The organism is [Clostridium] cellulosi, assembly GCF_036762875.1.
GTDB lineage: Bacteria > Bacillota > Clostridia > Oscillospirales > Ethanoligenentaceae > Ruminiclostridium_D > Ruminiclostridium_D cellulosi.
The window spans coordinates 39437-64855 of record NZ_JBAIZF010000005.1 but is presented as its reverse complement, the minus strand read 5'-3'; the positions used below and the strand labels follow the sequence as shown (position 1 = coordinate 64855).

Below are 25419 nucleotides of genomic sequence, written 5' to 3'. Positions count from 1 at the left end.
AACAGATGAATTAATAAAAAATTGTTTCCTGCAAATGAATAATAAATTATGAATTTAAATCAGAGCAGCTATCAGGAGGACTAAATGAAACTATCTATCGTACGCGACAAAGAATTTTATAAAATGCTAATAACTATCACAATACCTATTGCTCTGCAGAATCTTATCAGCTTCGGACTTAATATGGTTGACACGGTAATGCTTGGTTCTCTTGGTGAAAACCAGATTTCCGCGTCGTCCATAGCTAACCAGCCATATTTTATTTTTACCGTATTTATGTTCGGACTTGCGAGCGGTGCATGTGTATTGACTGCCCAGTATTGGGGCAAAGGAGATACCAACGCAATAAGCAAGATTATGACACTGGCAATAAGAGCGTCGGTAATCTGCTCTTTATTTTTTGCATTTATTGTCCTTGTTTTTTCAGAGGGTGTTATAGGTTTTTACACACAAGATAAGGACGTTATAGTGCTCGGAGCACAATTTTTGCGTATCATCGGTTTTTCATATATTCTGTCAGCCATTTCAACAACATATCTTTATATACTGAGAAGTATAGAGAATGTTACTGTCCCATTGATTATCAATTCAATATCTTTCGTTGTAAATGTTGCTTTGAACTGGGTGCTGATTTTTGGTAAATTTGGTTTCCCTGCAATGGGAATCCGCGGGTCAGCGACAGCGACATTGTTTGCGCGCATCACCGAACTCATCCTCACGGTAATTTATGCTTCATTTTTTGATAAGAGGCTTCGCATAAAACTATCAGATTTTCTTGTAGTGGATAAGCTGTTGTTAAAGGATTTTCTGCATTATAGTTTACCAGTCGTTATTAATGAAACACTATGGGCTTTGGGACAAAGTATGCAGTCGGTTGTAATAGGACATATAAGCAGTGAGGTAGTGGCTGCAAACAGTATTGCCGGTGTTGTTCAAAGGCTCGCAACAGTATTGATAATGGGTGTTGCCAATTTTACCGCTATAGCAGTCGGAAAACAGATAGGAGCTGGCAATATAAAAACGGCTGAGAATTATGCTTCAACACTGCTTATTTTAAGTGCTCTTCTTGGTGTAGTGTCATCCGCAATTATATTGATAATTCGCGAGCCGTTCCTAACAATTTATAGTGTCAGCGGCGCAACAAGAAGCTATACTCTTCAAATTTTGGGCATCTATGCCTTAACAACTCTTTTTAGCTGTTTTAATAGCACAAATATAGTCGGTGTTCTCCGCGGAGGAGGGGATACACGTTTTGCGATGTACCTGGATTTGGTGGTATTGTGGTTTGCTGCACTGCCTCTCGGAGGTATCGCCGGGTTAATTTTAAAACTTCCGATTCCTTTAGTATTCTTTTTCCTTACTATCGATGAGCCCATAAAATTACTAATCGGTTTGGCAAGATTTAAGTCAAAAAAGTGGGCGAGGAACGTAACAAGATAAAAAAATCGGTAGTTTTATATATAAAATTGCGCAAATTTTTATAAATATTTTGGCATGATATTTACATTCTGAAAAATCAATATATAAAACGCTGAATTTTAATAAAATTATTATTATTTCACTTGACAACATTACAATACAGGTGTATTATAAGTTTTAGATTTTTCTTTTGATTGATATGGTAATATTTGTTTTTGCCGTTTCAATATAGAATTTCTCGGCATTATTGTGATTTATTTGCCTGTTTGCCGTCGTGTAGTTCCTTTGGGCGGTAAAAAGTGGGTGAAGTCCATGAAAAACTCTGTCCTGGATGACAAAGATGAAAATCTCGCTTTTAGGGCCCAGAACGGTGATGAGACTGCGCTTAGTGCTATATTTGAACGGTTTGAACCATACATAAGGTTCTATTCAGCTCAATATAAGTGCTCCGGAGTTGATTTTGACGACCTTGTCCAAGAGGGTGGCATAGGCCTTGTATCGGCGGTAAGATTTTTTAAATCTGACGCTGGCGCTGCATTTAAAACTTTTGCCTGTCTTTGCATTAGGCGGCAAATTTTATCCGCAATGCGGAACGCAAGTAAAAGGGATATTATTTCCTTAGATTATGTAAGGAATTTGAATAGCAATGTTGAAAATCCCGAAGATGTAGTAATAATGCGGGAGCGAATCTCTTCAGTTAAAGACGCACTCCTTATGAGATTTACGCCTTTTGAACGCAAGCTTTTTCTTTTGTACATAGAAGGGTTTTCGTATAAATCAATTGCAAAAGAATTGAAGGTATGTACTAAAAAAGTTGACAATTCCCTTCAGAGCATAAAGCGAAGACTGGGAGTTTTAATAAATTGATCGTGCCCCTGTAGCTTAATGGGAGAGCGTTGTTTTTCAAAGGTGTCGGTTCAATTCCGTCCTTGGGCAAATTAATAATCTCAAAGCGAGGTAAAAAAGCATGTACCAGGACAAGAAGCTTATCTGCAAAGAATGCGGCGAGGAGTTCATCTTCACTGCTGGAGAACAGGAATTTTATGCTCAGAAGGGTTTTGTCAATGAACCCCAAAGATGCAAAAAGTGCCGTGATGCCAGAAAGAACGCTGGCAAGCCCCAGCGTGAAATGTTTGATGCTGTATGTGCAGCATGCGGAAAATCTTGCAAGGTTCCATTCCAGCCAAGAGAAGATCGCCCCGTATACTGCAGTGAATGCTTCGCCAAAATCAAGGAGCAGCAATAATCGGCACCTTTCATTTTGGCACGGTAAAAAACGCCCCAGATTATTCTGGGGCGTTTTAATTTTTTCGGGTATTGCATTTCTCAATTAAGGTTATTATAATACTATTGTACAAAGATAAATTTTTTATATGAATTAAAATTAGGTATGGCAGTTATAAAGATTCAAACGAATTTGCGGCTGAATCTGAAAGCAATTTGTGTAATACTAATTGTGCTGCTTACCGAATAAAAGGAGGTAAAAATATGGCACAGATTACAAAGGATATGCTTATCGGTGATATATTAGATATTGATGAGGGAACTGCCCCGTTTTTCTTGGAAATGGGAATGCATTGCCTCGGATGCCCGTCATCACGCGGTGAAAGCCTTGAAGAGGCTTGCATGGTTCACGGGGCAGATTGCGATGAGCTTGTAAAAAAGATAAATGAATATCTGGCAAATAAATAATTGTACTAAATAGTCTTTGACAGTTGTGCCATCCATTTTGGATGGCACAACTTATTTTTGAATAATTAAAATAAAATATCTTCTTAAAATGACATTATTACCTCTGACAGCAATGGAATTAAAGCGTATTACTCATGATCTGCAGTTGGAGGCAGCTATGAAACGTCGAATTAGCGAAAGAATAACCGCTTTGCTGGAATATCGCACAGGACTTATAGACATTCCGACATTGACCCAAAAATTTATAGCAACTCACTTTAGCTTTTTGCTATTTACTACAATACCTGGTGTATTTATAAATACATTTTTCTTCCGTCAGGACGGTAAGATTTCAACGGTTGCACTATATAATGCAATAAGTGTTTTTGGCTTAGCAATTGTTATGCAGCTGTCTTCGCAGATTTCACTTAAAAAATCGCCTGTATTTATACTAAGAATCGGCGTTGTATTATATAATATATTTTACATAATACTGTTGCTGCTTCAGGGGAATGCAGTTAAATATACAGTCTTGCTCGGAATATTGAGCGCTCTTGCAAACGGCTTTTATTGGCAGAGTTATAATGAGTTAGTAAAGATTACTACAAGTGAAAAAATATTTGACAGAGTTGTTTCGCTGATGGGAATGGTAAGCTCATTTGTTAATTTAGTAGTGCCTTTAATATCAGGCATTATCATAAGCACTTTCGGCGGACAGCTTGGTTATAATATTATATTTGCAATTTCATTTTTGTTTTCATTATGTACAACATTTTTGGCAACAAAGCTTGGAGACGTGAAAATCGTTGGCGTTTCAAATCTATCAGGCACATATCGTTATGTTTTTTCCAGCAAGAAAGTTTTCGGTATATTTGCCGCGGAATTTTTTCGCGGGATAAAAAATACTGCATATCCGTTATTTTTGAATATAATATTTTTCAAAATGATAACTAATGAGGCGATACTTGGTCTAAATACAACGCTTTGCGGACTTACAGCTATTTTCTCTTTTATCTTAGCGGGCAGAATAATCAGGCCCCGTAACAGGTTGCAATGCGTCCTAATATCGTCGGTAATTTCGACGATTGTCTCGATTCCACTGCTGGTTTATATGAAACCTCTTGTACTTTTTATTCTCTCGATCGCGAATGCGCTTGTCGCCGCTTTTTTGGACAATCCGTCGGTAGGTATTTTTTACACTGCATTTGAGAAACCAATTGATGGTATTTCATTTTCGCAGCTTCTGTCCACGAGGGAAGTATTTTTCGGCGCGGGGAGAGTAGTAGGACTTACAATGCTTGTACTCCTTTCACGTTCTTCGTTTATGTTTGCAGTATTTGCTCTTATTGTAAACGCATCGACTTTATTGACTTGGCTGCTTTATAAAGGCCGCGTAGAGGTAAAGATGGATTAAGTGTAAAGTAGGGATAGTTTTGGGACATAATCTTCCAAATTTGACAGCACGTCTTGAACTGGTAAAGTCTTTTGTGCGTGAGGGTCGGACAGTTGCGGACATTGGAACCGATCATGCCTATCTTCCGGTGTATTTAGTGAATTCAGGCATATGTCCGCATGCCGTTGCCTGTGATATACGGGAAGGACCCCTTAAGCGTGCAAAAATGACGGCAGAAGAGTACAATGCTTCGGGAAAAATTGATTTTTATCTCACAGACGGTCTTGAAGGAATTAATGAGACTCAGGCCGACGACATTGTTATAGCCGGCATGGGCGGCGAACTGATTTCCGAAATAATTTTAAAATGCAGTTGGATTAAAAACCCCGAGAAGCATTTGATTTTACAACCGATGACTGCTCAGGAGGATTTGAGAGCATTTTTATGCGAAAATGGTTTTAAAATTGATAAAGAAGCTGTGGCACTGGAAAAGCAAGGCCAAAAGTGTTATCTTGTGATTTCCGCATATTATGACGGCAAGAAAAGGCGCGCTGACCCTTATTTTTGCTATACTGGATTGCTCGCAGAGGGTGGACAAAAAGAGCTGGTCTATCTCAAACAAAAGGCAAATTCACTTTATAAAAAGGCAAACGGGCTGAAAAAAGCAAAAAACAGAAGTGAACTTGACGAGCGTGAGGCTGAACAAGCACTGTATCTTGCCGATAAAATAAAGGCACTATGTGAAACTATAAAAGACAGGGAGTGTTAAAATGACAACAGTTTCTGAAATATATAACTATCTTTGCGAAATTGCGCCGTTGTGGCTCGCTGAGTCTTACGACAATGCGGGACTGCTTGTGGGCGATCCAGATTCAAATGTTAAAAAAGCTGTCCTTTCACTTGATATTACTGAAAAAATTGCGCAAGAGGCGCATGATACCGGAGCTCAGCTTGTAATCAGTCATCATCCGGTAATATTCAACCCTGTCAGAAGGGTCATGGCAAATGGATCGACCTCCGCTGTCTGGAACCTTGCAAAAATGTCCCTTTCGGCCATCTGTATGCATACTAACCTTGATGCGGCGAACGGCGGGGTCAACGACGTTCTCGCTGAAAAGCTGAACCTGACCGATGTCAAAAGGCTAAGTGACGACAAGGTAATGAATTTCAAAAAAGTAGTAGTATTCGTTCCCGAAAGTCATGCCGAAAAGGTCAGAAAAGCAATGGCAGAGGCTGGAGCAGGAAAACTGGGCGAATATGACGGATGTGCATTTGAAATCCACGGGAACGGATATTTTCGGCCTCTTAGCGGTTCAAACCCGTTTATTGGAGAAGCGGGAAAACCGGAAAAAGTTGACGAGGTTCGTATTGAGGCAATCTGCGCTCCGCAGGATTTAAAGAAGGTTATTTCTGAAATGCTCAAGGCTCATCCTTACGAAGTACCGGCTTATGATATCTATGAAGATGAGTCTGTATGTGAAAAGTATGGTATAGGGCGTATCGGCAGGTTAAAGGAACCAAAATCGCTCAGGGAATTTGGTTTGTTTGTTAAAAAGGCATTAGATGCCCAAAGTGTAAAACTGACTGATGCAGGTAAAGAAGCATATTGTATAGCCGTATGCAGCGGCGCTGTAGATGAAGATATAGTCACAAAAGCGGTGCAGGCTGGGGCAGATACACTGGTTACCGGCGAAATGAAACATCACCTTTACTATTTCGCTCAAAATATGCAGATAAATGTAGTTGAAGCCGGACATTTTACTACAGAAACGGTTATTTTGCCTGTACTCATGCAAAAACTCGAAAAAAGATTCCCGGACGTTGAGTTTATAATTGCAAAGGGTAATAAGGAACCGTATTATGTTTTGTAATTTTTGTTTAAATACGCCCATTTGAAATCAGGTATATTGAAAGATATAGTTAAAGGTGATTGATAATATCATGAAAATATTAGTATGGGTTTTCGTTGGTATTTTTGTAATCACAGGACTTGTTCTTCTGTTTGAGCATAATTTTTCAAATACTTCTAATCAAAATGATATAAAGAAAAATCGGCTAACAGGTATATCATTACTCATTGTTGCAGTCGGAACTATAATTGTATTTATTCCGAATTATAATACTGTAACTTTTATAATTGCATTGTTGGCCTTCATTATCATTGACTTTGTTTTAGTTTATATCATATTAGAAAAAACCCAATCATTTGAATTAGATAAAATAAAAGAAGAAGCCGTTTCTGCTAAAATTAAAATGAGAAGAATAATAGCAATTGCGGCGTTTGCTGTATTTCTTGCAATCTTGACTACAGTTTTAATAATTTTCGCTAAGCCACCAGTCTATACAATTACAGATGACTCACTTGAGCAGACGGTGAGCATATAGATGTCTTTGTAGATACTTCGAAATCACCGTTTATCTACATTTATACAAAAGATGGACTGACAATAATAAATGGACAAAGTAGTTCTGAAACAAAAACATTGTTTGAAAAGATAAAGACTGCTAAAACGGCTTAAGTAAAGCTGCAATTACATAATTGCTTTTGAACAATCTGGAGGTATATATGGCGCTTGACGGTGTTTTTTTATCATTTCTCGGGTCTGAGATAAGCACGGCGCTCGACGGTGCGCGGGTAGACAGGATACATCAACCCGAGAAAGATGAGATAGATATTGTTTTCAGAAAACGGCAGGGAAGTGCGAAACTACTTTTATCTGCAAATGCAAATTCTCCGCGCGTACACCTGACCGAAATAAATAAGGAAAACCCGATGTCTCCGCCGATGTTCTGCATGCTTTTGAGGAAGCACTTATCTGGTGCAAAATTCTCGGGCGTGAGGCAGCCAGGGTTCGAGCGTATACTCTTTATTGACTTTTTATCCCGTAACGAGTTGGGAGATGAAGTTATTCGTACAATTGCCATTGAAATAATGGGCAGGTACAGCAACATTATCCTGATTGATGAGAACGGGCGAATACTTGATGCAATAAAGCATGTAGACGAAACGATGTCGCGTGAGCGTCAAATCCTTCCGGGATTAAATTATGAATTGCCGCCTAAGCAAAACAAACTAAATATACTTGAAACTCCGTCAGATGCTATTGCGGCTATTATTCGAAATGGAAGAAATAGCGAATTGCAAAAAACGTTGCTTCAGACACTGCAGGGTGTATCACCGATTGTCTGCCGGGAACTTTCTTGGAAATTAACGGGCGACGCAACCGCCCATACAGGCGACCTTGCGCCTGAAGATTATAAAAAATTGTCTGAAATACTTGATAAGTTCCGGTTGGATATCTCAAATAAAAACGGCGTCCCATTTACGGTCATAAACCCATCAACTAAAAAACCGATGGATTTCTCATTCATGCAAGTTAGACAGTACGGAGACGCAGCGCACACTGCAACTTTTGATTCATACTCAAAGCTGCTCGACGCATTTTATACGGAGAGAGACTCCATTCAGCGAATGAACCAGCGTTCGCATGACACGGTTAACGTAATAAATTCATGTATTGGAAGGATTCAGCGAAAGCTGTTAAATCAAAGGAATGAACTTGAGCGAAGCAAGGGACGGGAACAGTTACGTATATATGGCGATATAATTTCAGCAAATCTTTACAGGCTCAAAAAAGGCCTTACGTCAGTAAGTCTCCCAAACTTTTATGAAGAGGGTGAACCCGAGATTACTATAAAGCTCGACCCTGCGCTGTCACCGTCTCAAAACGCCCAGAAATATTATCATGAGTATCGTAAGGCGTCGGCGGCTGAAAAATACCTTAAGGAGCAGATTGAAGCCGGCGAAGCGGAACTTATGTATCTTGAGTCGGTACTCGATGAGCTATCGAGGGTTCAGAACGAAAGCGGGCTTAATGAAATCCGGCAGGAACTTGTTGAACAAGGTTATCTCAAAAATCATGGCGGCAAGAACAGCGCAAAGCATACCAAAGAAAGCGCGCCATGGCACTTTAAGTCTGATGATGGTTTTGATATTTTCGTAGGGCGCAACAACCGCCAGAATGACAGGCTTGCATTGAAAACAGCGTCAAAAAATGATATTTGGTTGCATACGCGCAATATACCCGGGGCCCATGTAATCGTGATTTCCAACGGCAAAGATGTGCCGGATTCGACGCTAACGCAGGCAGCAATATTGGCCGCGGTGCACAGTAAGGCGAAAGATTCAGCACAAGTACCGGTTGATTATACACTTGCGCGGTATGTAAAAAAGCCTAACGGGGCAAAGCCCGGTATGGTTATATATGAAAATTTCAAAACGGCATTTGTAAGCCCCGACCCAACCCTTGCCGAGAGACTTAAAGCAGAATAATAAAAACAAAAACCGCCATTAGAAAATCTAATGGCGGTTTTTATAAAACATGAAGCAAAAAAGGCAATAGGAAGCCATTGCAATATGCTGTAAGTAAAAAAGACGATTAAGAAGCAATAAAAGTGTCAAAATTTCTGTTATCAGAATGTTAAATTAAATTTTTTACGAGGGCTGACGATATAAAATAAAAGTGACTAAACCTAAATCAAAAGGGCGGTGAGTCAATGTGGAAATACAGCATGTAGAAATGGACCGTATAAGCGACCAGAATAGCAGGACAACTGTATCGCCGCTTCAGGGGTATGCTCCACATGCAAGCGGCGGAAAGTCTGCAACGTCGAAAAACGGGCAAGGTGACACATTTATCATGGACAATACCCGCCAGTATATACGTCAGCTTTGTAGTAACGGCAATGTAATGCAACATATTGATGAAATATTAAATTCAGGCATAGAACCCGACTGTCTCAGAGCAGAGCTTGCTTTCAGAGCCTCGCGCGGAGAAAAGCCTGCCTGTGAAATAATAATAAGTTACTTGTCGGGGAATTTTAAACAAGCAGAAGAACAAACAAATTTATTGTTATCAAGTGAACAAGGTGAAAAGCTAAAAGAGTTCCTTATTTTTTCAGATTATTTTGCCGGGCGTTTTGAAAGAGCGTGTCAGGCCGCGCAAGACTGCCCTGCACTCAATTATTCGCCGTTTCTTTGCTACACCTATGCAGAAATGCTGCTCAGCCTCGGATACATTGAACTTGCCAGGGAATATACAAGAAAGTATGTAGTGCTGGCGAAAAAATATCTAAAGAATTTCGTATCAGAAAAAGAAAAGTACGACGAACAAAAAAAGCGCCGTGAACAGAATTCAAGGCGCAATAAACAAGATAAAAACAAAAGCGGCAGAAATGAGGGCAACCGCGGTGAAAAAAATAGCGCTCAGACACTGGATTCCAACGAGGGAGAACAAAGTCCAGCTCTTTATACATCACTCAAAGACCTGCTTTCAAGAAGGCGTATTCTTATTACAACTTTAAAAACCCGCAATTTAAATATTGATAAAAAACCTCTCCTGTTTGAACTTGAAGATATCGATGCAAAGATTGCGTCAATGAACGGCAAAAACAGGTTACGTGGCCTATAGCATAAACATATTTTAAATCACAAAACCTCCGTTGGGGCTTATCACCTGACCTGTTATAAAATCTGCGGCAGGGGAAGCGAGGAAAAGCATTGTCTGCGCAATATCTTGGGGAGTTCCAAATCTGCCGAGCGGAGTTTCATCGCACAGAGCGGCTTTTTCTTCATCAGATAACGCACTGTTCATTTGTGTATCTATAATGCCGGGCGCAACACAATTTACTTGAATGTTTGACGGCCCTACCTCTTTGGCAAGCGCTTTGGTAAGCCCTATTACAGCGGCTTTTGCAGCTGAATAATGTACTTCACATGAAGCGCCGCAAATTCCCCAAATTGATGAAACATTGATGATTTTTCCCGAATGGCGTCTTATCATTGACGGCAAAACACAGCGGCAGCAGTTAAATACTCCTTTTACATCTACTGAGAACATACGGTCCCAATCCTCAGCCGTCAAATCAGTAAATAGCTTTTGCTGTGCGATACCAGCGTTGTTAATCAATACGTCGATCGGACCCAGTTCTGATTCGCAGTCTGATACCATGTCTTGTACTTGCTTTAGATCTGAAACATCACATCTAAAGACAGATGCACAAAGTCCTTCAGAGTTAAGAGTTTTCGCAAGTTCCAAGGCTTCGTTTTCGGATTTATAATAATTAATGGCTGTTTTATAGCCGTTTCTTGCAAAAAGTTTAGCGGCTTCCTGCCCGATACCGCGGGACGCTCCTGTAATCAGTACTACTTTACTCATGCTGTTCCTCCTCATTTCACTCATTATAATACAAATCTCTTGTTCACTCAACTTGCCGTTAATTCAAATATTACTCTTTGTATCATTTTATATAAATAGTTTCCATATTACGAATAATTTGATTAAAATTAGTTGAATTATCACGTAAAATTTTGTATACTTAACATGAAATATGTCGATTTTACTTTATTTTAAAAGGCAGGCGTGTTTTAAAGTATCGCGGGACATTAAAATCAGGAGGAGAAAAGTATGGCAAATCGATTTTTATCCCATGCCTCGGCCAAAAATAATCAGGACGATGATTTGCTGCTAATGCAAAAATCAGCATTATCTGATGTCTCGAAAGTAAACAATGATGAAAAGCAAGACTCATATTATCAGCAAGATGAGGTATTCAAAGAACCTGAGGCATCGAAAGAACCTGAGGAAGAGTCAGTTATTCAAAAAGGCGTTGTGATTACAGGCTCGGTATCCTCAATAACATCAATGTTTATTTATGGAACTGTAAAAGGCGATGTGACTTGTGAAAATGATGTAACTGTGGACGGAATTGTCGAAGGTAATGTAAAAGCAGCTAATGTGCGCCTGCTCAGCGGAAGCATTAATGGCGATGTTGAAAGCCGCAATGAAATGTCAATTATAAAAGGAGCGGCTGTAACAGGTAATATTAAGGCTGGAGTTCTTGAATGTGACGGGAAAATAGAAGGCGATTCCGCTGTCGACGGCCTTGTAGAGATAAAAGAAAACGCAAATATTAATGGCGATATAACTTGCGAAAGTATAATAATTTGTAAGGGCGCTTCTATTAATGGAAACTTCCAGACAAAAGCAAATAATCAAACAAGCAAGTCTAATGTTTTGCCAAAAGAAAAAGAAAATGAGAATAATAAAACGGATACCAAGACGGATATCAAACTGGATTCAATAAACCTCGAAAAATATATCTGATTAATATATCTGATTTGTCGTTATAGATGTAATAGAAAAGTAATCCCCCTGAGATTGAATTCAATCTCAGGGGGATTTGTCTTTATAGGTTATATATTAGATTGAGTTGCCTGCAAACTGGCTGTTATATAAGTCAGCATAGAAACCGCCTTTTGCGAGAAGCTCTTTATGAGTGCCTTTTTCGATAATAGAACCGTGATTCATAACAAGAATGAGCTTTGCATCTTTGATAGTTGAAAGTCTGTGGGCAATGACAAAGTTTGTTCTGCCTTCCATCAGCTTGCCCATGGCCTTTTGTATGAGCAGCTCTGTTCTTGTATCAACGTTGCTTGTGGCCTCGTCAAGAATTAGAACTGCTGGATCGGCGAGCAGCGCTCTTGCAATTGTCAGTAGCTGTTTCTGACCTTGTGAAATATTTGAGGCTTCCTCGTTGAGAACTGTGTCGTAACCATCTGGCAAACTACGAATAAACCGGTCAGCATGTGCTGCCTTTGCCGCTGCCACGATTTCTTCCTCGGTGGCATCTTCTTTGCCATAGGCAATGTTTTCACGGATTGTGCCGTTGAACAGCCAAGTATCTTGCAGCACCATGCCGAACATTTTTCTGAGCTCTCCGCGGTTAATATCCCTTATGTCGACGCCGTCGAATGTGATTGAACCGCCATTTATCTCATAGAACCTCATGAGCAGATTAACAAGCGTTGTTTTGCCGGCGCCGGTAGGTCCGACAATCGCTATAGTTTCACCGCGTTTGATTTCAAGGTTCATATCTTCAATAAGCGGCTTATCTTTGCTATAGCTGAATTGTACATGTTTGAATTCAATGTTACCCTGCGGGTTTTCAATGATTTTTGCATCACTCTTGTCCGGTATTTCTTCTTTTTCATCAAGGAGTTCGAATACACGTTCGGCGCAAGCAACTGTAGACTGAATTATATTGGCAATGTTTGCTGTCTGGATAATCGGCATAGAGAAGGACTTTGAATAGGATATAAATGCGATGATATCGCCAAGTCCCAGCATATTTTTGGTGACAAAGACACCGCCGACAACTGCAATAAGAACATATCCAACATTTCCGATAAAGTTCATTAGGGGCATCATAACGCCCGAAATAAACTGAGCTTTCCAACCAACGCTATAGAGTTCGTTGTTAATTTCCTTGAAAGTTTTGATTGAATCAGGTTCGCGTCCAAATGCTTTGACAACAATATGGCCGGTAAACATCTCCTCTGTATGTCCGCTGAGTGCACCAAGACGGTTTTGCTGCTTTGCGTAATACTTCTGGGAACGCTTTGCTATTATTGTCGTAGCAATGATATAAAGCGGCAGCGTAGCCATGACAATGAGAGTTAGCTGCCAACTGATTGTCAGCATCATATAGACATATCCGATAAGCTGGAGAACAGCAGTAATGAGCTGAGTTAAGCTTTGCTGCAGCGTTGCGGAAATAGTATCTATATCGTTCGTCATACGGCTCAAAGTGTCGCCATTCGAATGTGAGTCAAAATACCGCAGAGGCAATCGAGACAGTTTGTGCTGCAGTTCTTTTCGCATATCGTAGACAGTCTTTTGGGCAACGTCTGACATGATGTACTGCATGAGGAACTGGAACAGCGAGCTCAAGAAATAGATAAGGACGAGAATAAGTAGTGTTTTAGCAATAGCATCAAATGGGATTGCACCGCCGTACTTGCGGACATCGGCTATGCCTTTATCCATATCTGTCTTAGATATTTTCATGCTGTTGTTCTTTGACTGGGGCAGTTTCTTGCTAAGGTCGATGAGCTTTTGAATTGTATCAGCTTTTTTGTTGTTATCCTTGATATCTTTGACGTTGGGAAGGGATATAATCTCTTGCATGGCGTCAAGCTGCTCGGAGGTCAAATTGCCTTTTTCCAGCATAGCTTTCTTTACGGAGTCTTTAACCTTTTTGACAGCTTCATCTTGAGCTTTTGCAAGCTGTTCATCCATGGTACTCTGCTGTTTTGCAAACTCCGCGTCAACGGCTTCCTTCGCCTTAGTTTCTGCCTGCTTTTTTTGAGCCATTGTTTCGTTGAATTTCTTTTCAATAGCTTCATTAGCTTTTGCTATTGCTATATTATAAGCCTGCTGTTTCTTTTCGGCAATTTTCTTATCGAACTCTTCCTTAACCTTTGCCTTAGCTTCATCTACAGCCTTCTTTTCGGCTTCATCCATCTTATCGAACTGTTTTTTGAGTTCGGGCACAACTTTTTTCTGGATGTCCGAAACCGCATTAACAGTCGATTTGGCAATAAAACCATCGGTCAGCTGGTTAGTTGCGTCGCCCATGATTTTCGGGGAGCGAATCGTAAAGATTGTGCTTACAACCGCAAAGACAAGAACGATAATAAGTTTCAGGGTGTGCGGTCGCAAATAAGATATTAACCTTTTAACTGTACCTTTAAAATCCTTGGCTTTTTCAACTGGCCTTCCGAGTGCAGCACCAGGGCCTCCATGCCTGCGGTTCGGTAGTTTATTTTTTATTGGGTAATTCTTTCTTGCACTCATGCTAATTCCTCCTCGGAAAGCTGCGAGGATACTATTTCACGATAAACTTCGCAGGTATTTAATAGTTCACGATGTGTGCCAATACCGGCAATCTCACCATCGTCGAGAACAATTATTTTGTCTGCGTCCATGACACTGCCGACGCGCTGAGCAACTATAATAACTGTTGAATCCTTAGTTTCTTTTTTAAGCGCCGCGCGAAGCTTGGCGTCAGTCTTAAAGTCCAGAGCAGAGAAGCTGTCGTCAAAGACATAGATTTCGGCTTTCCTTGTCAGTGCTCTTGCAATTGAAAGACGTTGTTTCTGTCCGCCTGAAAGGTTTAAACCACCCTCATATAGAACTGTGTCATATTTATCTTCCATCTTTTCGATAAATTCAGCTGCCTGTGCGATTTCAGCGGCGTGTTTAATACGGTCCATATCGGCTGTATCGTCGCCGTATCTGAGGTTCTCGGCAATTGTACCTGTAAACAGCAGAGCTTTTTGAGGTACAAAGCCTATTTTCTTTCTTAGTTCTTCTTGTGTCATCTGATTTACATTAACACCGTCAATCAAAATTTCACCGCTTTCTACGTCATAAAAACGCGGTATGAGGTTGACAAGCGTTGTTTTGCCGCTGCCGGTGCCACCGATTATAGCGACAGTTTCCCCAGGCTTTGCGGTAAAACTGATGTTTTTAAGCGCAGGCTGCTCGGCTCCGTGATAACGGAACGTTACGTTTCTAAATTCGACCATGCCTTTTTGCGATGTTGCTCTGACCGGAGTCTTTGTTTCAGTTATTTCTGGTTCTGTTTCAAGTACAGCATTAATTCTGTCTGCAGCTGCCTCAGAGCGTGGTATCAATATAAACATAACAGCGACTATTACAAGCGAGAACATGATCTGTATTGCATACTGGGTGAATGCAAACAGATTGCCGATATTTAGCTCATTAGTATCAACACGGATACTTCCAAACCAAAGCAAAGCCGTTAACATCAGATTCATAATGAGCATTATCACCGGCATAAGGAACGCCATTATGCGGTTAACCCTGATGTATGTTTGAGTAAGATCGGTGTTTGCCTTTTCAAACTTCTCGTTTTGATGTGCTTCGCGGTTAAAGGCACGAATTACACGGATACCGGTAAGATTCTCTCTCATAATGAGGTTCAGCTTATCAATCTTGCTTTGAATCTGCTTGAAAATGGGTATAACATACTTTGCAATAAGGAAGATCAGCAGAGCAACAAAGGGCAGGGAAACAAGCAGTATTAGTGTAAGTGTCTTATCCTTAGACATCGCTTGGATAACGCCGCCTATACACATAAGCGGTGCTCTTAAAAGCATATTAATTATAAGTATTGTGACATTTTGTATTTGAATAATATCATTTGTAGTTCTTGTAATAAGTGTTGATGCTCCGAATTTGTCAAACTCATGTAATGAGAAGCTTTCAACTTTGGTAAATATCTGATTGCGCAGACTCGTGCCGAGGCTCATGGCCATTCTGGAGCCGATAAGACTGGCGAGAATAGCACATATAACTCCAAGTCCGGAAATAAAGAGCATATATCCGCCTTCTCGCCAGATATAATTGATATCTTCTTTCATTATGCCATTGTTAACAACATTTGACATGACGGTAGGAAGATACAGATCTGACATTACCTGACCAAAGACAAGAACAATAACAGCGATAACGCTGAATATATGCTCTTTTAGGTTGCGGTAAATTTTTAGCATTGTTTCATCTCCATCTTTAAATGTGCAATAAATATCCTGTAGTTGGTTTGATTAAGTTAGCCTTTATTGGAATGACGGCTGACTAAAAAGGCGTATACTTCGTTGACAAGTTCAGCAAGCATACGGCTTTTTTCATCTCCGAGATAGCATGCGAGATCGTGAAACTTCTTTTTGAATGAGGCCTCCATTTTTTCTATAAGTTCCAATCCAGCCTGAGTGAGTTCTATCCTGATATAACGCCTATCTTTTTTGTCGGTTTGTCTGCTTATGAGACCTTTATTTTCGAGGTTTAAAAGCATAGGGTTAATTGTTGGAGGTTTAACTTTCATTAACTCGCTCAATTCTGAAGCTGTCATTCCTTTTTCACATTTACTGTATTTTTTATAATACTTTAAATAGAATAGCAGCAAATATTCCCTAAATCTCAGACAGCTTTTGCCTTGATTTAGGTCGTCGCTATCTCGAGAACAGGTGAAGCGGTTAAGATGATAGAACTGTAAGAAGGCCTGAGCAAGTTTTTCTTCAGTTTCCTCGGAAACCGCGCTTGGCACTTTTTTAACCTCCTTCTAAGGAATAATTAGTATTCCGAATAATTAGCAAACTTAATTAATTATAAAACCCTTATCTATTAGCGTCAATTATTAGATTCAGACAAAATCATTATAGTGCGGATACTTTTTTATGCATGATGCACAGAGTGTTATTTTTGCATAAAATAATATATAATATACCCAATTTGCTGTCGTAGATTTGACAAAAAAGAGAAATAGATAAAAAATTGCTTGACATATTAAGCTAATGGATTATATAATACAAACAAATAGTTAAATGTGATGATGAAGAGAGCCAGGGTGTAGATTCCACAGAGATCCGGTGTACGCTGAGAGCCGGAGAATTGAACCCGTACGGCGAGTCGCTTCTGAACAGGCATTCTGAAATGCAAAGAGTAGGAGTGCACGTGTAGCCGCGTTAAGGTGATGGGTTTGTATGAACCCTTAGAGTGCGTATTTTATATACGAATTTGGGTGGTACCGCGGGAATTAACGCCCGTCCCTTAAGGATTTAAGGGGCGGGCTTTTTTGTTTGTCTCTTAAACTCCAATAAGCACTTCATAATATTTTTTACGGAGGCATCCATATGATCGGAATCAATGAAAAATATGTTAATGAGATTTACGATGAAAATGGCGTTATCAAGGAGTTTAGCCTGAATGTACCTGAGAATTTCAATTTTGCTTTTGATATAGTTGACGAGATTGCACGAATAGAGCCGCAAAAGAGAGCAATGGTTTGGTGCAATCCCGAAGGTGAGGAACATATTTTCACCTTTGGCGATATGAAAAAGTACAGCGACAAAACAGCGAACTTTCTGCGCTCACTTGGCATCAAAAAGGGCGATAAGGTTATGCTTCTTTTAAAGAGGCATTATGAATACTGGTTTGCGGTGCTGGCGCTCCATAAACTCGGCGCTATTGCGGTTCCGGGCGTATCAATGCTCACAACAAAGGATCTGGTTTACCGCTTTAACGCCGCGGACATAAAAGCTGTGATATCGACAGCGGACGGGGAAACCGCAGAGCATGTTGATGAGGCGGAACCCGAATCCCCGACACTGAAAATAAAAATAATCGCACGCGGAAAAAGGGACGGATGGATTTCTTTCCATGAGGGTATGGAAGCCGCTGACGAAAAATTTGAGCGCCCGCAGGGAAAAGACGCCAACAAATCAACCGATATGATGTTGATGTATTTCACATCAGGAACGACAGGTTTCCCAAAGATGGTCAGTCACGATTTTGCTTATCCGCTTGGACACATTATGACTGCTAAGCACTGGCAGAATGTTCAGCCGGACGGACTCCACCTTACAGTTGCAGATACAGGATGGGCAAAAGCAGCCTGGGGCAAGATATATGGGCAGTGGATCATGGAATCAGCGCTGTTTGTCTACGATTTTGACCGATTCGACGCTGAGGAACTGCTGACCGTTATTGAAAAATATAATGTAACGTCTTTTTGCGCCCCTCCGACGGTTTACCGTTTTCTTATTAAAGAAGGAATGGGCAGCCATAAGCTGTCGTCACTCAAATATGCATGTACGGCAGGCGAGGCTCTTAACGCTGAAGTTTTCAGAAAATTTTACGAATACACTGGTATAAAAATAATGGAAGGCTTTGGGCAAACTGAATCGCCTGTGCTCATTGCTACACTAAAGGGAATGGAGCCAAAGCCGGGCTCTCTCGGCAAGCCGGTTCCGCTTTTCAAAATAGACTTAGTTGATGAAAAGGGAAGGCCTGTTCCAAAAGGTGAAGTAGGCGAGATAGTAGTTGACGTGTCTCAAGGAAAACCAGTAGGTCTCTTTAACGGCTACTACAATGACGAGGAAAATACAAAAAAGGTCTGGCATGACGGTTATTATCACACGAGGGATACGGCATGGTGCGATGAAGACGGATATTACTGGTACGTTGGCCGCACAGATGACGTCATAAAATCGTCAGGATATAGAATAGGGCCTTTTGAAATTGAGAGTGTTCTTATGGAACATCCTGCTGTTCTTGAATGTGCTGTAACCGGTGCGCCCGACCCGATTCGCGGCCAGGTTGTCAAAGCTTCTATTGTGCTGACTAAAAAATATCAGCCTTCGGATGAGTTGGCAGAAGAACTTAAAAACTACGTTAAGGAACAGACCGCTCCTTATAAGTATCCGAGAATTATTGAATTCGTTGATGAATTGCCGAAAACCGCAAGCGGTAAAATTCAGAGAGCCGAAATTCGGAGACAAAATTACAGCATGGTTCAAAAATAAATTATATATTTTGAGTTATATTTATTGAAAAAGAGCCGATATAACAAGTGTTATATCGGCTCTTTTGTGTATATATATTGTATGTATTATATTGACAAGCACAATATACAGTGGTAATATTATGTCGTCAACTCTATTAAGAAAGCAGGTGCAGCAGCTCGGTGAATTAGTCACCGACGGGAAATTATGATAACGACAATAAAAAAGAGAGACGGAAGACTTGTACCATTTAATCTCGAAAAGATAAGCAATGCGATATTAAAAGCGCTTAATGCAAGCGGCAGCGGTGATGAAAAGCTTGCTGTAAAACTTTCCATTAAGGTTGCATCAGAGCTTGAAAAAACTGTTTGCAGCAATGGAGAAATTCCATCAGTAGAGGAAATTCAGGATATTGTAGAAAGAGTCCTTATCGACGAAGATTTAGCAAAGACAGCGAAAGCCTACATATTGTATAGGGCTGAACGCACAAGAGCCCGTGAAATGAATACGCGGCTCATGAAAACCTATGAGGAAATAACGAATAAAGATTCCATAGACAGCAATCTAAAGCGTGACAACGCAAACATAAACGGTGACACTGCAATGGGCGCTATGCTGAAATACGGTTCTGAAGGCGCCAAAATATACAATGAGATGTATGTGCTAAAGCCAGAACATGCCAAGGCACACCGTGAAGGCGATATTCATATACATGACTTTGACTTTTATACGCTGACGACTACATGTTGTCAGATTGACCTAAAAAAGTTATTTGAAGGCGGTTTTTCCACAGGACACGGATTTTTGCGTGAGCCGAATTCGATATCGAGCTATTCCGCGCTCGCTTGCATTGCAATTCAGTCGAATCAAAACGACCAGCATGGCGGACAGAGTATACCGAATTTTGACTATGCGCTCGCAGACGGCGTAAGGAAGTCATATAGAAAAAATTATAAAAAGTGCATTGAAGGTGCCGTTGAACTTATCAGCGGCGACGCAGAATATGCAAAAGATTTGACTGAATCGGTACACTCAAAAATATTAAAAGAATTTGGACTTACACCCGTTATTACTAATGATAACGGTTTTGCCGAAAGGGAGGCAGAGCTACTTTCACGTGAGCTTGACCCGGAACAGGTAAAGAGGATACAGAAATATGCCTTTAACCATGCCTCTCAGGAAACGGATAAAGAGACATATCAGTCTATGGAGGCCCTCATCCATAACCTCAACACTATGCACAGCAGGGCAGGCGCTCAGGTTCCGTTCAGCTCTGTGAATTACGGTACTGATACGTCTGCCGAGGGGCGCATGGTTATGAAAAATATGCTTCTTGCGACTGAAGCGGGATTGGGCAGCGGAGAAACGCCGATTTTCCCGATTCAAATATTCAAGGTAAAGGAAGGCGTCAATTATAACCCGGGCGACCCCAATTACGATTTGTTCAAGCTTGCCTGCCGTGTCAGCGCAAAAAGGCTTTTCCCGAATTTCTCTTTTATTGACGCGCCGTTTAATTATCAATATTACAAACCAGGAAAACCAGAAACTGAAATCGCCTATATGGGATGCCGTACAAGGGTTATAGGCAACGTGGCTGATCCATCAAGAGAAATTGTATTCAGCCGCGGCAATTTAAGCTTTACATCTATCAATCTGCCGCGTCTGGCGATTTTAAGTAATAAGAATGTCGAGGAATTTTACAGGCGGCTGGACGAGATGATTGACCTGTGCATTGATCAGCTCTTGGATAGATTTGAAATCCAGTGCCGCAAAAAGGTCCGTAACTTCCCGTTCTTGATGGGCAACGGTGTATGGCTCGACTCAGATAAGCTCAAACCTGATGATGAAGTGCGTGAAGTACTGCGCCACGGAACTTTGACAGTAGGTTTTATTGGCCTGGCAGAGACACTGAAAGCGCTTACAGGAAAACATCACGGGGAATCGGAGGAGTCTCAGAAGTTAGGGCTTGAAATCGTCAGTCATATGAGAAAACGCATGGATGACGCGGCGAAAAAGTATAAGCTCAACTTTTCGCTTCTCGCCACGCCTGCTGAAGGGCTTTCCGGTAGATTTGTAGAAATAGATAAAAAACGGTTCGGCATAATTCCGGGCGTGACAGACAGGGCGTATTACACGAACTCTTTCCATATCCCTGTCTACTATCCAATCAACGCTTATGACAAGATAAAACTTGAGGCGCCGTATCACAAACTAACGAATGGCGGTCATATTACATATATTGAGCTTGACGGCGACCCAACAAAGAATCTTGAGGCCTTTGAATCGGTCATTCGGTGTATGAAGGAAAACGGAATTGGTTATGGTGCAATAAACCATCCAGTTGACCACGATCCCGTATGCGGCTTTAACGGTATCATTGGAGATAGGTGCCCAAAATGCGGCAGAAGCGAGGATAATGAAAATAAATTTGAAAGAATTCGCCGTATTACAGGATACCTCGTAGGTACACTCGACAGATTTAATAATGCAAAACGCGCCGAAGTCAACGACAGAGTAAAACATTTAAGCATGAATGAAAGTACACTTGAAGAGCTTTAATAAACGCAGAAAAATTCCCGCCTTAAACAGCCGGTAACTGTTTAAGGCGGGAATAATTCATTTGGGTTCAATTTTTTAAATATGCAAGGTAAAGCGGCTTATACCAAAGGCGACCGTTGTCTCTCCGGCTTTCAAAAAGCGTAACGGCACTGACGCGAAAGACAAAATCAGGTATCTCAATGTCAGAAATTGCGTTTTTATCACACAATGCCCTGCGTGCCAGGGTTACATGCGGCGTGAATTTGCGCTTTTCTTTTTCATATCCAACCTTTGAAAGTGACTCGTCTACAGCGGCAGCTAAACTCTCAAGACCATTGCCTTTCATACCAAGCCAGATTGTTTTGTCACTGCGGGAAGGGAAGTATCCCAACTTGTCCGGAACAATATCAAAACAACTGACAATTTGCGCTGCTTCATTGAGCGCTGACTTAATACTATTCAGCCTTGAATTGTCAGTTTCGCCTAAGAATTTTAGGGTCAAATGCAGATTCGATACCGGCGTAAAATTGCATTTTACGCCGGCTATGTCGAGCTTATTATAGAGCTCCGATATCAAATTTTTAGTATTTTCGTCGAATGAAATTGCTGCAAAAAGTCTCATATCAAACCATATAATCGGCCACTACGCGGTTTTCTATGACAGAATGGATAAATTCTCTGACTTTGATATGTTCCGGGTGCATCTGATAGGTTTCAAGGGCATCATGGTCATTGAATTCCGAGTAGAGTACTACGTCGTATCCTCCAGGATTATAGTTTATGCCGACTTCCATCTTAAAAGCTCCGGGAACAATACCCTGAAGATTTTCGAGTTTCTTTTTAATCTTTATGGCGTTTGTTTTTTTATCTGCGCCCTCTGCAAATGGTTTAAGCTTGTACATGACAATATGTTTAACCATAAAATGACCCCCGTAAAGATAATATGAAAAGTGAACTTCACTAAAAATACGCCTTGAAATATTCTTGATTTTGAGATGACATTTATAATTAAAATTTTTAACAATACTATTTCTATAATATGAAATTTATTACATTGTGCCTTAGATTAAAATAAATATTTTGATTGATAGAATTCTATACCATATATGATATATTTGCAATACTTATTTATAAAAAAATAATTTAAGTGAATGAAAAAAAGACGCTTATTTTTGGTTCCAATATTTTCTGTCAAGGCTTCTGTATTGCACTGCCTCTGCAACGTGTTCCGCATCAATCCGGTCACTGCCGTCAAGGTCTGCGATTGTGCGGGATACCTTTACTATGCGGTCGTACGCCCTTGCTGAAAGCCCCATTCCTTCAAAAGCATCCTTTAGAAGCCTTTTTGCACTATCTGTAAGATTACAGAACTTACGCAGCATTGAGGGTGTCAGTCTTGCGTTGCACGAAATACCAGTTCCTTTGTACCTTTGTTGCTGTATTTCTCTTGTTCTATTCACCCGTTTCTTTATGCTGGCAGATGACTCCCCTAAAGATGCAGAGGTCAGCTCACTGAAATTGACAGGCGGAACCTCAACATGCAGGTCAAGCCGGTCAAGCAGCGGGCCGGAAATACGCGAGAGGTATTTTGATACGGAACCCGGCGGGCAGGTGCATTTTCGTGTGGGGTGTCCGTAATAACCACAGGGGCAAGGATTCATTGCACAGACGAGCATAATTGAGCATGGATAGGTAAGCGTGCCTGATACCCTTGAAATCGTGACAGTTCCATCTTCAAGCGGTTGACGCAATATTTCAAGCGCTTCACGAGAAAATTCAGGCAGCTCGTCAAGAAACAGAACACCATTGTGAGCAAGAGATATTTCCCCTGGTTTTGGTATACGTCCACCTCCGGCAAGTCCTGCGCCGGAAATAGTTTGATGAGGTGAACGGAACGGCCTTGTGCGTATCAAAGGTATAGTTGACGGCAGAACGCCTGCAACTGAATGAATTTTCGTTGTTTCAATTGACTCTTCAAACGTCATATCGGGCAAAATCGAAGGAATGCGTTTTGCAAGCATGCTTTTTCCAGAGCCAGGTGGACCGATGAGCAAAATATTGTGACCACCCGCAGCAGCTATTTCAATAGCCCGCCGTGCTTCAAGCTGCCCGCAAACATCAGAAAAGTCAGGAGACTGAGTATTCTCTTCTTCGGGAAATTTGTATTTTGAAGCAGGAAGAAGCTCTTTTTTATTATTTAGGTGATTAATGAGATCCGGAACATTCTTTACAGGAAAAATTTCTATACCATCAACAACAGAACCTTCCGCTGCGTTGTCATATGGTATGAAAAAGCGTTTAAAACCAGCTTCTTTCGCTTTGATTGCCATTGGAAGAATACCGCTGACGCGACGTATTTCACCGGAAAGCGAAAGTTCGCCGGCAAAAACGCAGTCACTGAAATCCCCGTTGAGTTGTCTTGTAGCACAAAGAAGAGCGATTAATATAGGAAGGTCATAAACCGGTCCTTCCTTTTTTATATCAGCGGGTGATAGGTTTATAGTGATACGGCTAACTGGAAAGTCAAATCCGCAGTTGCGAAGCGAAGAACGTACTCTTTCACGAGATTCTTTTACCGCCGCGTCTGGCAGGCCAACTATATCAAATGAAGGAAGCCCTTGTGAAATATCGGCTTCAACACCGACAATGTAAGCATCAAGGCCATATAATCCGAGGCTCTTTAGCTGTGAAAACATCTGCCCACCACCTAAATTGTCGAGGGAATAAAAAGTCAAATAAAGTTGAATGTTTTAAAAAATTGTCGTAAATAGAACTTTTGCAATATTATACACGTGAATCAAAGTTTTTACAATATTAAAATGATTATTTTGCAAAAAAATATGGTGATGTTTCAACATCACCATAAAATAGGGGGAAATATGTAGGATTATTTATTTTAAAATATCTCCAATACTGTTAAATATATATTTCGGACGATAAGCAAACTGGGAAGGGGTATGGATATCACTTACGCCGCTCAGGACAAGTATAGTGTCAATCTCTGATTCAATACCGGCTATTATATCGGTATCCATTCTATCTCCAATGATTACGGTATCCTCACTTTTACATCCAAGAAGTTTAAGTCCGGTTCTCATCATAAGTGGGTTTGGTTTGCCGACATAATAACCCTTTTTTCCGGTCGTGAGTTCAATCGGCGCAACAAGCGAACGCGTCGCAGGAGCTATACCTGTTTCGAGAGGGTTGGTATAGTCGGGATTTGTGCCTATAAGTTTCGCACCTTTGAATATGAATTTTACGGCCCGCTGGATGTTCTCAAAGTTGTAGTTTCTCGTATCGCCGACGACGACATAGTCCGGGTTTACATCGTTCATAGTAATACCAGCTTCGTAAAGTGCATTGACAAGACCCGGTTCACCTATAACATAAGCGCTGCAACCTGGCGATTGAGTAGCAAGAAAAGAAGCCGTTGCGAGAGCACTTGTATAGAAATGGCTCTCTTCAACATCCATACCCATACGCTGTAATTTCTGCCGCAGCTCACGGGGTGAACGTTCACTTGAATTAGTCAAAAACAAAAATCGCTTATTTTCTTTTTGAAGCCAGTTAACAAATTCGGCGGCGCCTTCAAGCAATTGATTGCCGTGATATATGACACCGTCCATATCGCATATAAAACCTTTTTTCGAAAGTATATCATCAATAGCCATGACAAACCTCCTGACCAAAAGCAAAGGAAGCTTCCGGCGCTTTTATCTCTGAATATTATTGCTTTTATATTGTATATCTGGCAGGATGTAATGTCAATAAAAATACTTGCGTAATGCATTGCAAAATAGATGTGATTCTACAAAATTATAGCGTATTATCCGGTTTATATTAGTAACTGAGTATAAAATACAAAAGAAGAAGCTGCAGTATGATTATAAAGGGAATACCAGCCATAAATTTAGCTTTGCGCGTTTTATGGTGAATTAAAATCATCGTAACAAACATTGCGACTGAACCGCCTATGGCAGATAAGGCAAGCAGTGTACGTTCGCGTATTCTGTATCTATGCACCACAGCACTTAGCTTGTCATAAACAGTGGCTATAGACGCAACTGCGCTTATAGCGGCAAGGTAGTATACACCATATTGTAAAAGAAAAGATTTTAAAATAATAAAAGCCTCCCAGAAATTATTGAAATTAGGATATATCAATGTTTCTAATATGTCAACATGAGGT

22 protein-coding genes and 1 other annotated feature are annotated in these 25419 nt (G+C 40.7%); of the genes, 13 read left to right on the top strand and 9 right to left on the bottom strand.

The genetic code is table 11. The features are described from left to right. The first annotated feature begins 84 nt into the window (after positions 1-84). From V6C21_RS02250 to V6C21_RS02205, 10 genes are all read left to right on the top strand, one after another. Complete coding sequence (locus V6C21_RS02250; RefSeq protein ID WP_034838452.1) at positions 85-1440, top strand: MATE family efflux transporter; 1356 nt, start codon at positions 85-87, stop codon at positions 1438-1440. Between the two features lie 291 nt (positions 1441-1731). Beyond that, positions 1732-2286 (top strand): sigma-70 family RNA polymerase sigma factor, encoded by a 555-nt coding sequence (locus tag V6C21_RS02245; RefSeq protein ID WP_034838454.1) that lies wholly within the window; start codon positions 1732-1734, stop codon positions 2284-2286. A gap of 100 nt (positions 2287-2386) precedes the next feature. Further along, a complete protein-coding gene (locus tag V6C21_RS02240) occupies positions 2387-2665 on the top strand; it encodes a zinc-ribbon domain containing protein (protein ID WP_034838457.1) in 279 nt (92 codons plus the stop codon). 242 nt (positions 2666-2907) lie between these two features. Next, positions 2908-3111, top strand: coding sequence for a DUF1858 domain-containing protein (locus tag V6C21_RS02235; protein WP_034838459.1), 204 nt, complete (start codon positions 2908-2910; stop codon positions 3109-3111). Between the two features lie 157 nt (positions 3112-3268). Further along, positions 3269-4504 carry a hypothetical protein gene (locus tag V6C21_RS02230; RefSeq protein ID WP_479268230.1) on the top strand — a complete coding sequence of 412 codons (1236 nt, stop codon included), beginning with the start codon at positions 3269-3271 and terminating at the stop codon, positions 4502-4504. Positions 4505-4523: 19 nt separating this feature from the next. Next, on the top strand, positions 4524-5252 hold the full coding sequence (locus tag V6C21_RS02225) for a class I SAM-dependent methyltransferase (RefSeq protein ID WP_479268229.1): 729 nt from the start codon (positions 4524-4526) through the stop codon (positions 5250-5252). Between the two features lies 1 nt (position 5253). Beyond that, the gene (locus V6C21_RS02220) at positions 5254-6354 is read left to right on the top strand and encodes a Nif3-like dinuclear metal center hexameric protein (protein ID WP_479268228.1); all 1101 of its coding nucleotides are present in this window, start codon (positions 5254-5256) and stop codon (positions 6352-6354) included. A 70-nt stretch (positions 6355-6424) separates the two neighbouring features. After that, complete coding sequence (locus V6C21_RS02215) at positions 6425-6868, top strand: hypothetical protein (protein ID WP_479268227.1); 444 nt, start codon at positions 6425-6427, stop codon at positions 6866-6868. 160 nt (positions 6869-7028) lie between these two features. Beyond that, positions 7029-8816, top strand: coding sequence for an Rqc2 family fibronectin-binding protein (locus V6C21_RS02210; protein ID WP_479268226.1), 1788 nt, complete (start codon positions 7029-7031; stop codon positions 8814-8816). A gap of 226 nt (positions 8817-9042) precedes the next feature. After that, entirely contained in the window at positions 9043-9954 is a 912-nt protein-coding gene (locus V6C21_RS02205; RefSeq protein WP_479268225.1) for a hypothetical protein, read from the top strand. 12 nt (positions 9955-9966) lie between these two features. On the opposite strand, the gene ymfI is transcribed toward V6C21_RS02205, so the two are convergent. Further along, the gene (gene ymfI / locus V6C21_RS02200; protein ID WP_034838473.1) at positions 9967-10701 is read right to left on the bottom strand and encodes an elongation factor P 5-aminopentanone reductase; all 735 of its coding nucleotides are present in this window, start codon (positions 10699-10701) and stop codon (positions 9967-9969) included. A 249-nt stretch (positions 10702-10950) separates the two neighbouring features. On the opposite strand from ymfI, the gene V6C21_RS02195 reads away from it, so the two are divergent. Next, entirely contained in the window at positions 10951-11649 is a 699-nt protein-coding gene (locus V6C21_RS02195; protein ID WP_479268224.1) for a bactofilin family protein, read from the top strand. A 96-nt stretch (positions 11650-11745) separates the two neighbouring features. Here V6C21_RS02195 and V6C21_RS02190 read toward each other — a convergent pair whose 3' ends face one another. From V6C21_RS02190 to V6C21_RS02180, 3 genes are read right to left on the bottom strand one after another with little or no spacing between them, the layout of a single operon-like run. Next, complete coding sequence (locus V6C21_RS02190; protein WP_479268223.1) at positions 11746-14181, bottom strand: ABC transporter transmembrane domain-containing protein; 2436 nt, start codon at positions 14179-14181, stop codon at positions 11746-11748. Beyond that, a complete protein-coding gene (locus tag V6C21_RS02185) occupies positions 14178-15905 on the bottom strand; it encodes an ABC transporter ATP-binding protein (RefSeq protein WP_045085442.1) in 1728 nt (575 codons plus the stop codon). The genes V6C21_RS02190 and V6C21_RS02185 overlap by 4 nt, the downstream gene beginning before the upstream one ends. 56 nt (positions 15906-15961) lie before the next feature. Further along, positions 15962-16456 (bottom strand): MarR family winged helix-turn-helix transcriptional regulator, encoded by a 495-nt coding sequence (locus tag V6C21_RS02180; RefSeq protein WP_052659855.1) that lies wholly within the window; start codon positions 16454-16456, stop codon positions 15962-15964. A gap of 273 nt (positions 16457-16729) precedes the next feature. Next, positions 16730-16963 (top strand) — a binding site (T-box leader). A 79-nt stretch (positions 16964-17042) separates the two neighbouring features. On the opposite strand from V6C21_RS02180, the gene V6C21_RS02175 reads away from it, so the two are divergent. Continuing rightward, positions 17043-18713, top strand: a complete 1671-nt coding sequence (locus V6C21_RS02175) for an AMP-binding protein (RefSeq protein ID WP_479268222.1) — start codon at positions 17043-17045, stop codon at positions 18711-18713. Between the two features lie 186 nt (positions 18714-18899). Next, positions 18900-21251: an anaerobic ribonucleoside triphosphate reductase gene (locus V6C21_RS02170; protein ID WP_045085443.1), complete on the top strand. Its 2352-nt coding sequence runs from the start codon at positions 18900-18902 to the stop codon at positions 21249-21251. A 67-nt stretch (positions 21252-21318) separates the two neighbouring features. On the opposite strand, the gene thpR is transcribed toward V6C21_RS02170, so the two are convergent. From thpR to V6C21_RS02145, 5 genes are all read right to left on the bottom strand, one after another. Then, positions 21319-21852 (bottom strand): RNA 2',3'-cyclic phosphodiesterase, encoded by a 534-nt coding sequence (gene thpR, locus V6C21_RS02165; RefSeq protein WP_034838485.1) that lies wholly within the window; start codon positions 21850-21852, stop codon positions 21319-21321. Position 21853: 1 nt separating this feature from the next. Then, on the bottom strand, positions 21854-22150 hold the full coding sequence (locus V6C21_RS02160; RefSeq protein ID WP_034838487.1) for a Dabb family protein: 297 nt from the start codon (positions 22148-22150) through the stop codon (positions 21854-21856). 246 nt (positions 22151-22396) lie between these two features. Next, positions 22397-23926 carry a YifB family Mg chelatase-like AAA ATPase gene (locus V6C21_RS02155; protein WP_034838490.1) on the bottom strand — a complete coding sequence of 510 codons (1530 nt, stop codon included), beginning with the start codon at positions 23924-23926 and terminating at the stop codon, positions 22397-22399. 195 nt (positions 23927-24121) lie between these two features. Further along, entirely contained in the window at positions 24122-24901 is a 780-nt protein-coding gene (locus V6C21_RS02150; RefSeq protein WP_034838492.1) for an HAD-IIA family hydrolase, read from the bottom strand. Between the two features lie 169 nt (positions 24902-25070). After that, a complete protein-coding gene (locus V6C21_RS02145; protein WP_479268221.1) occupies positions 25071-25394 on the bottom strand; it encodes a DUF1294 domain-containing protein in 324 nt (107 codons plus the stop codon). Positions 25395-25419: the final 25 nt, after the last annotated feature.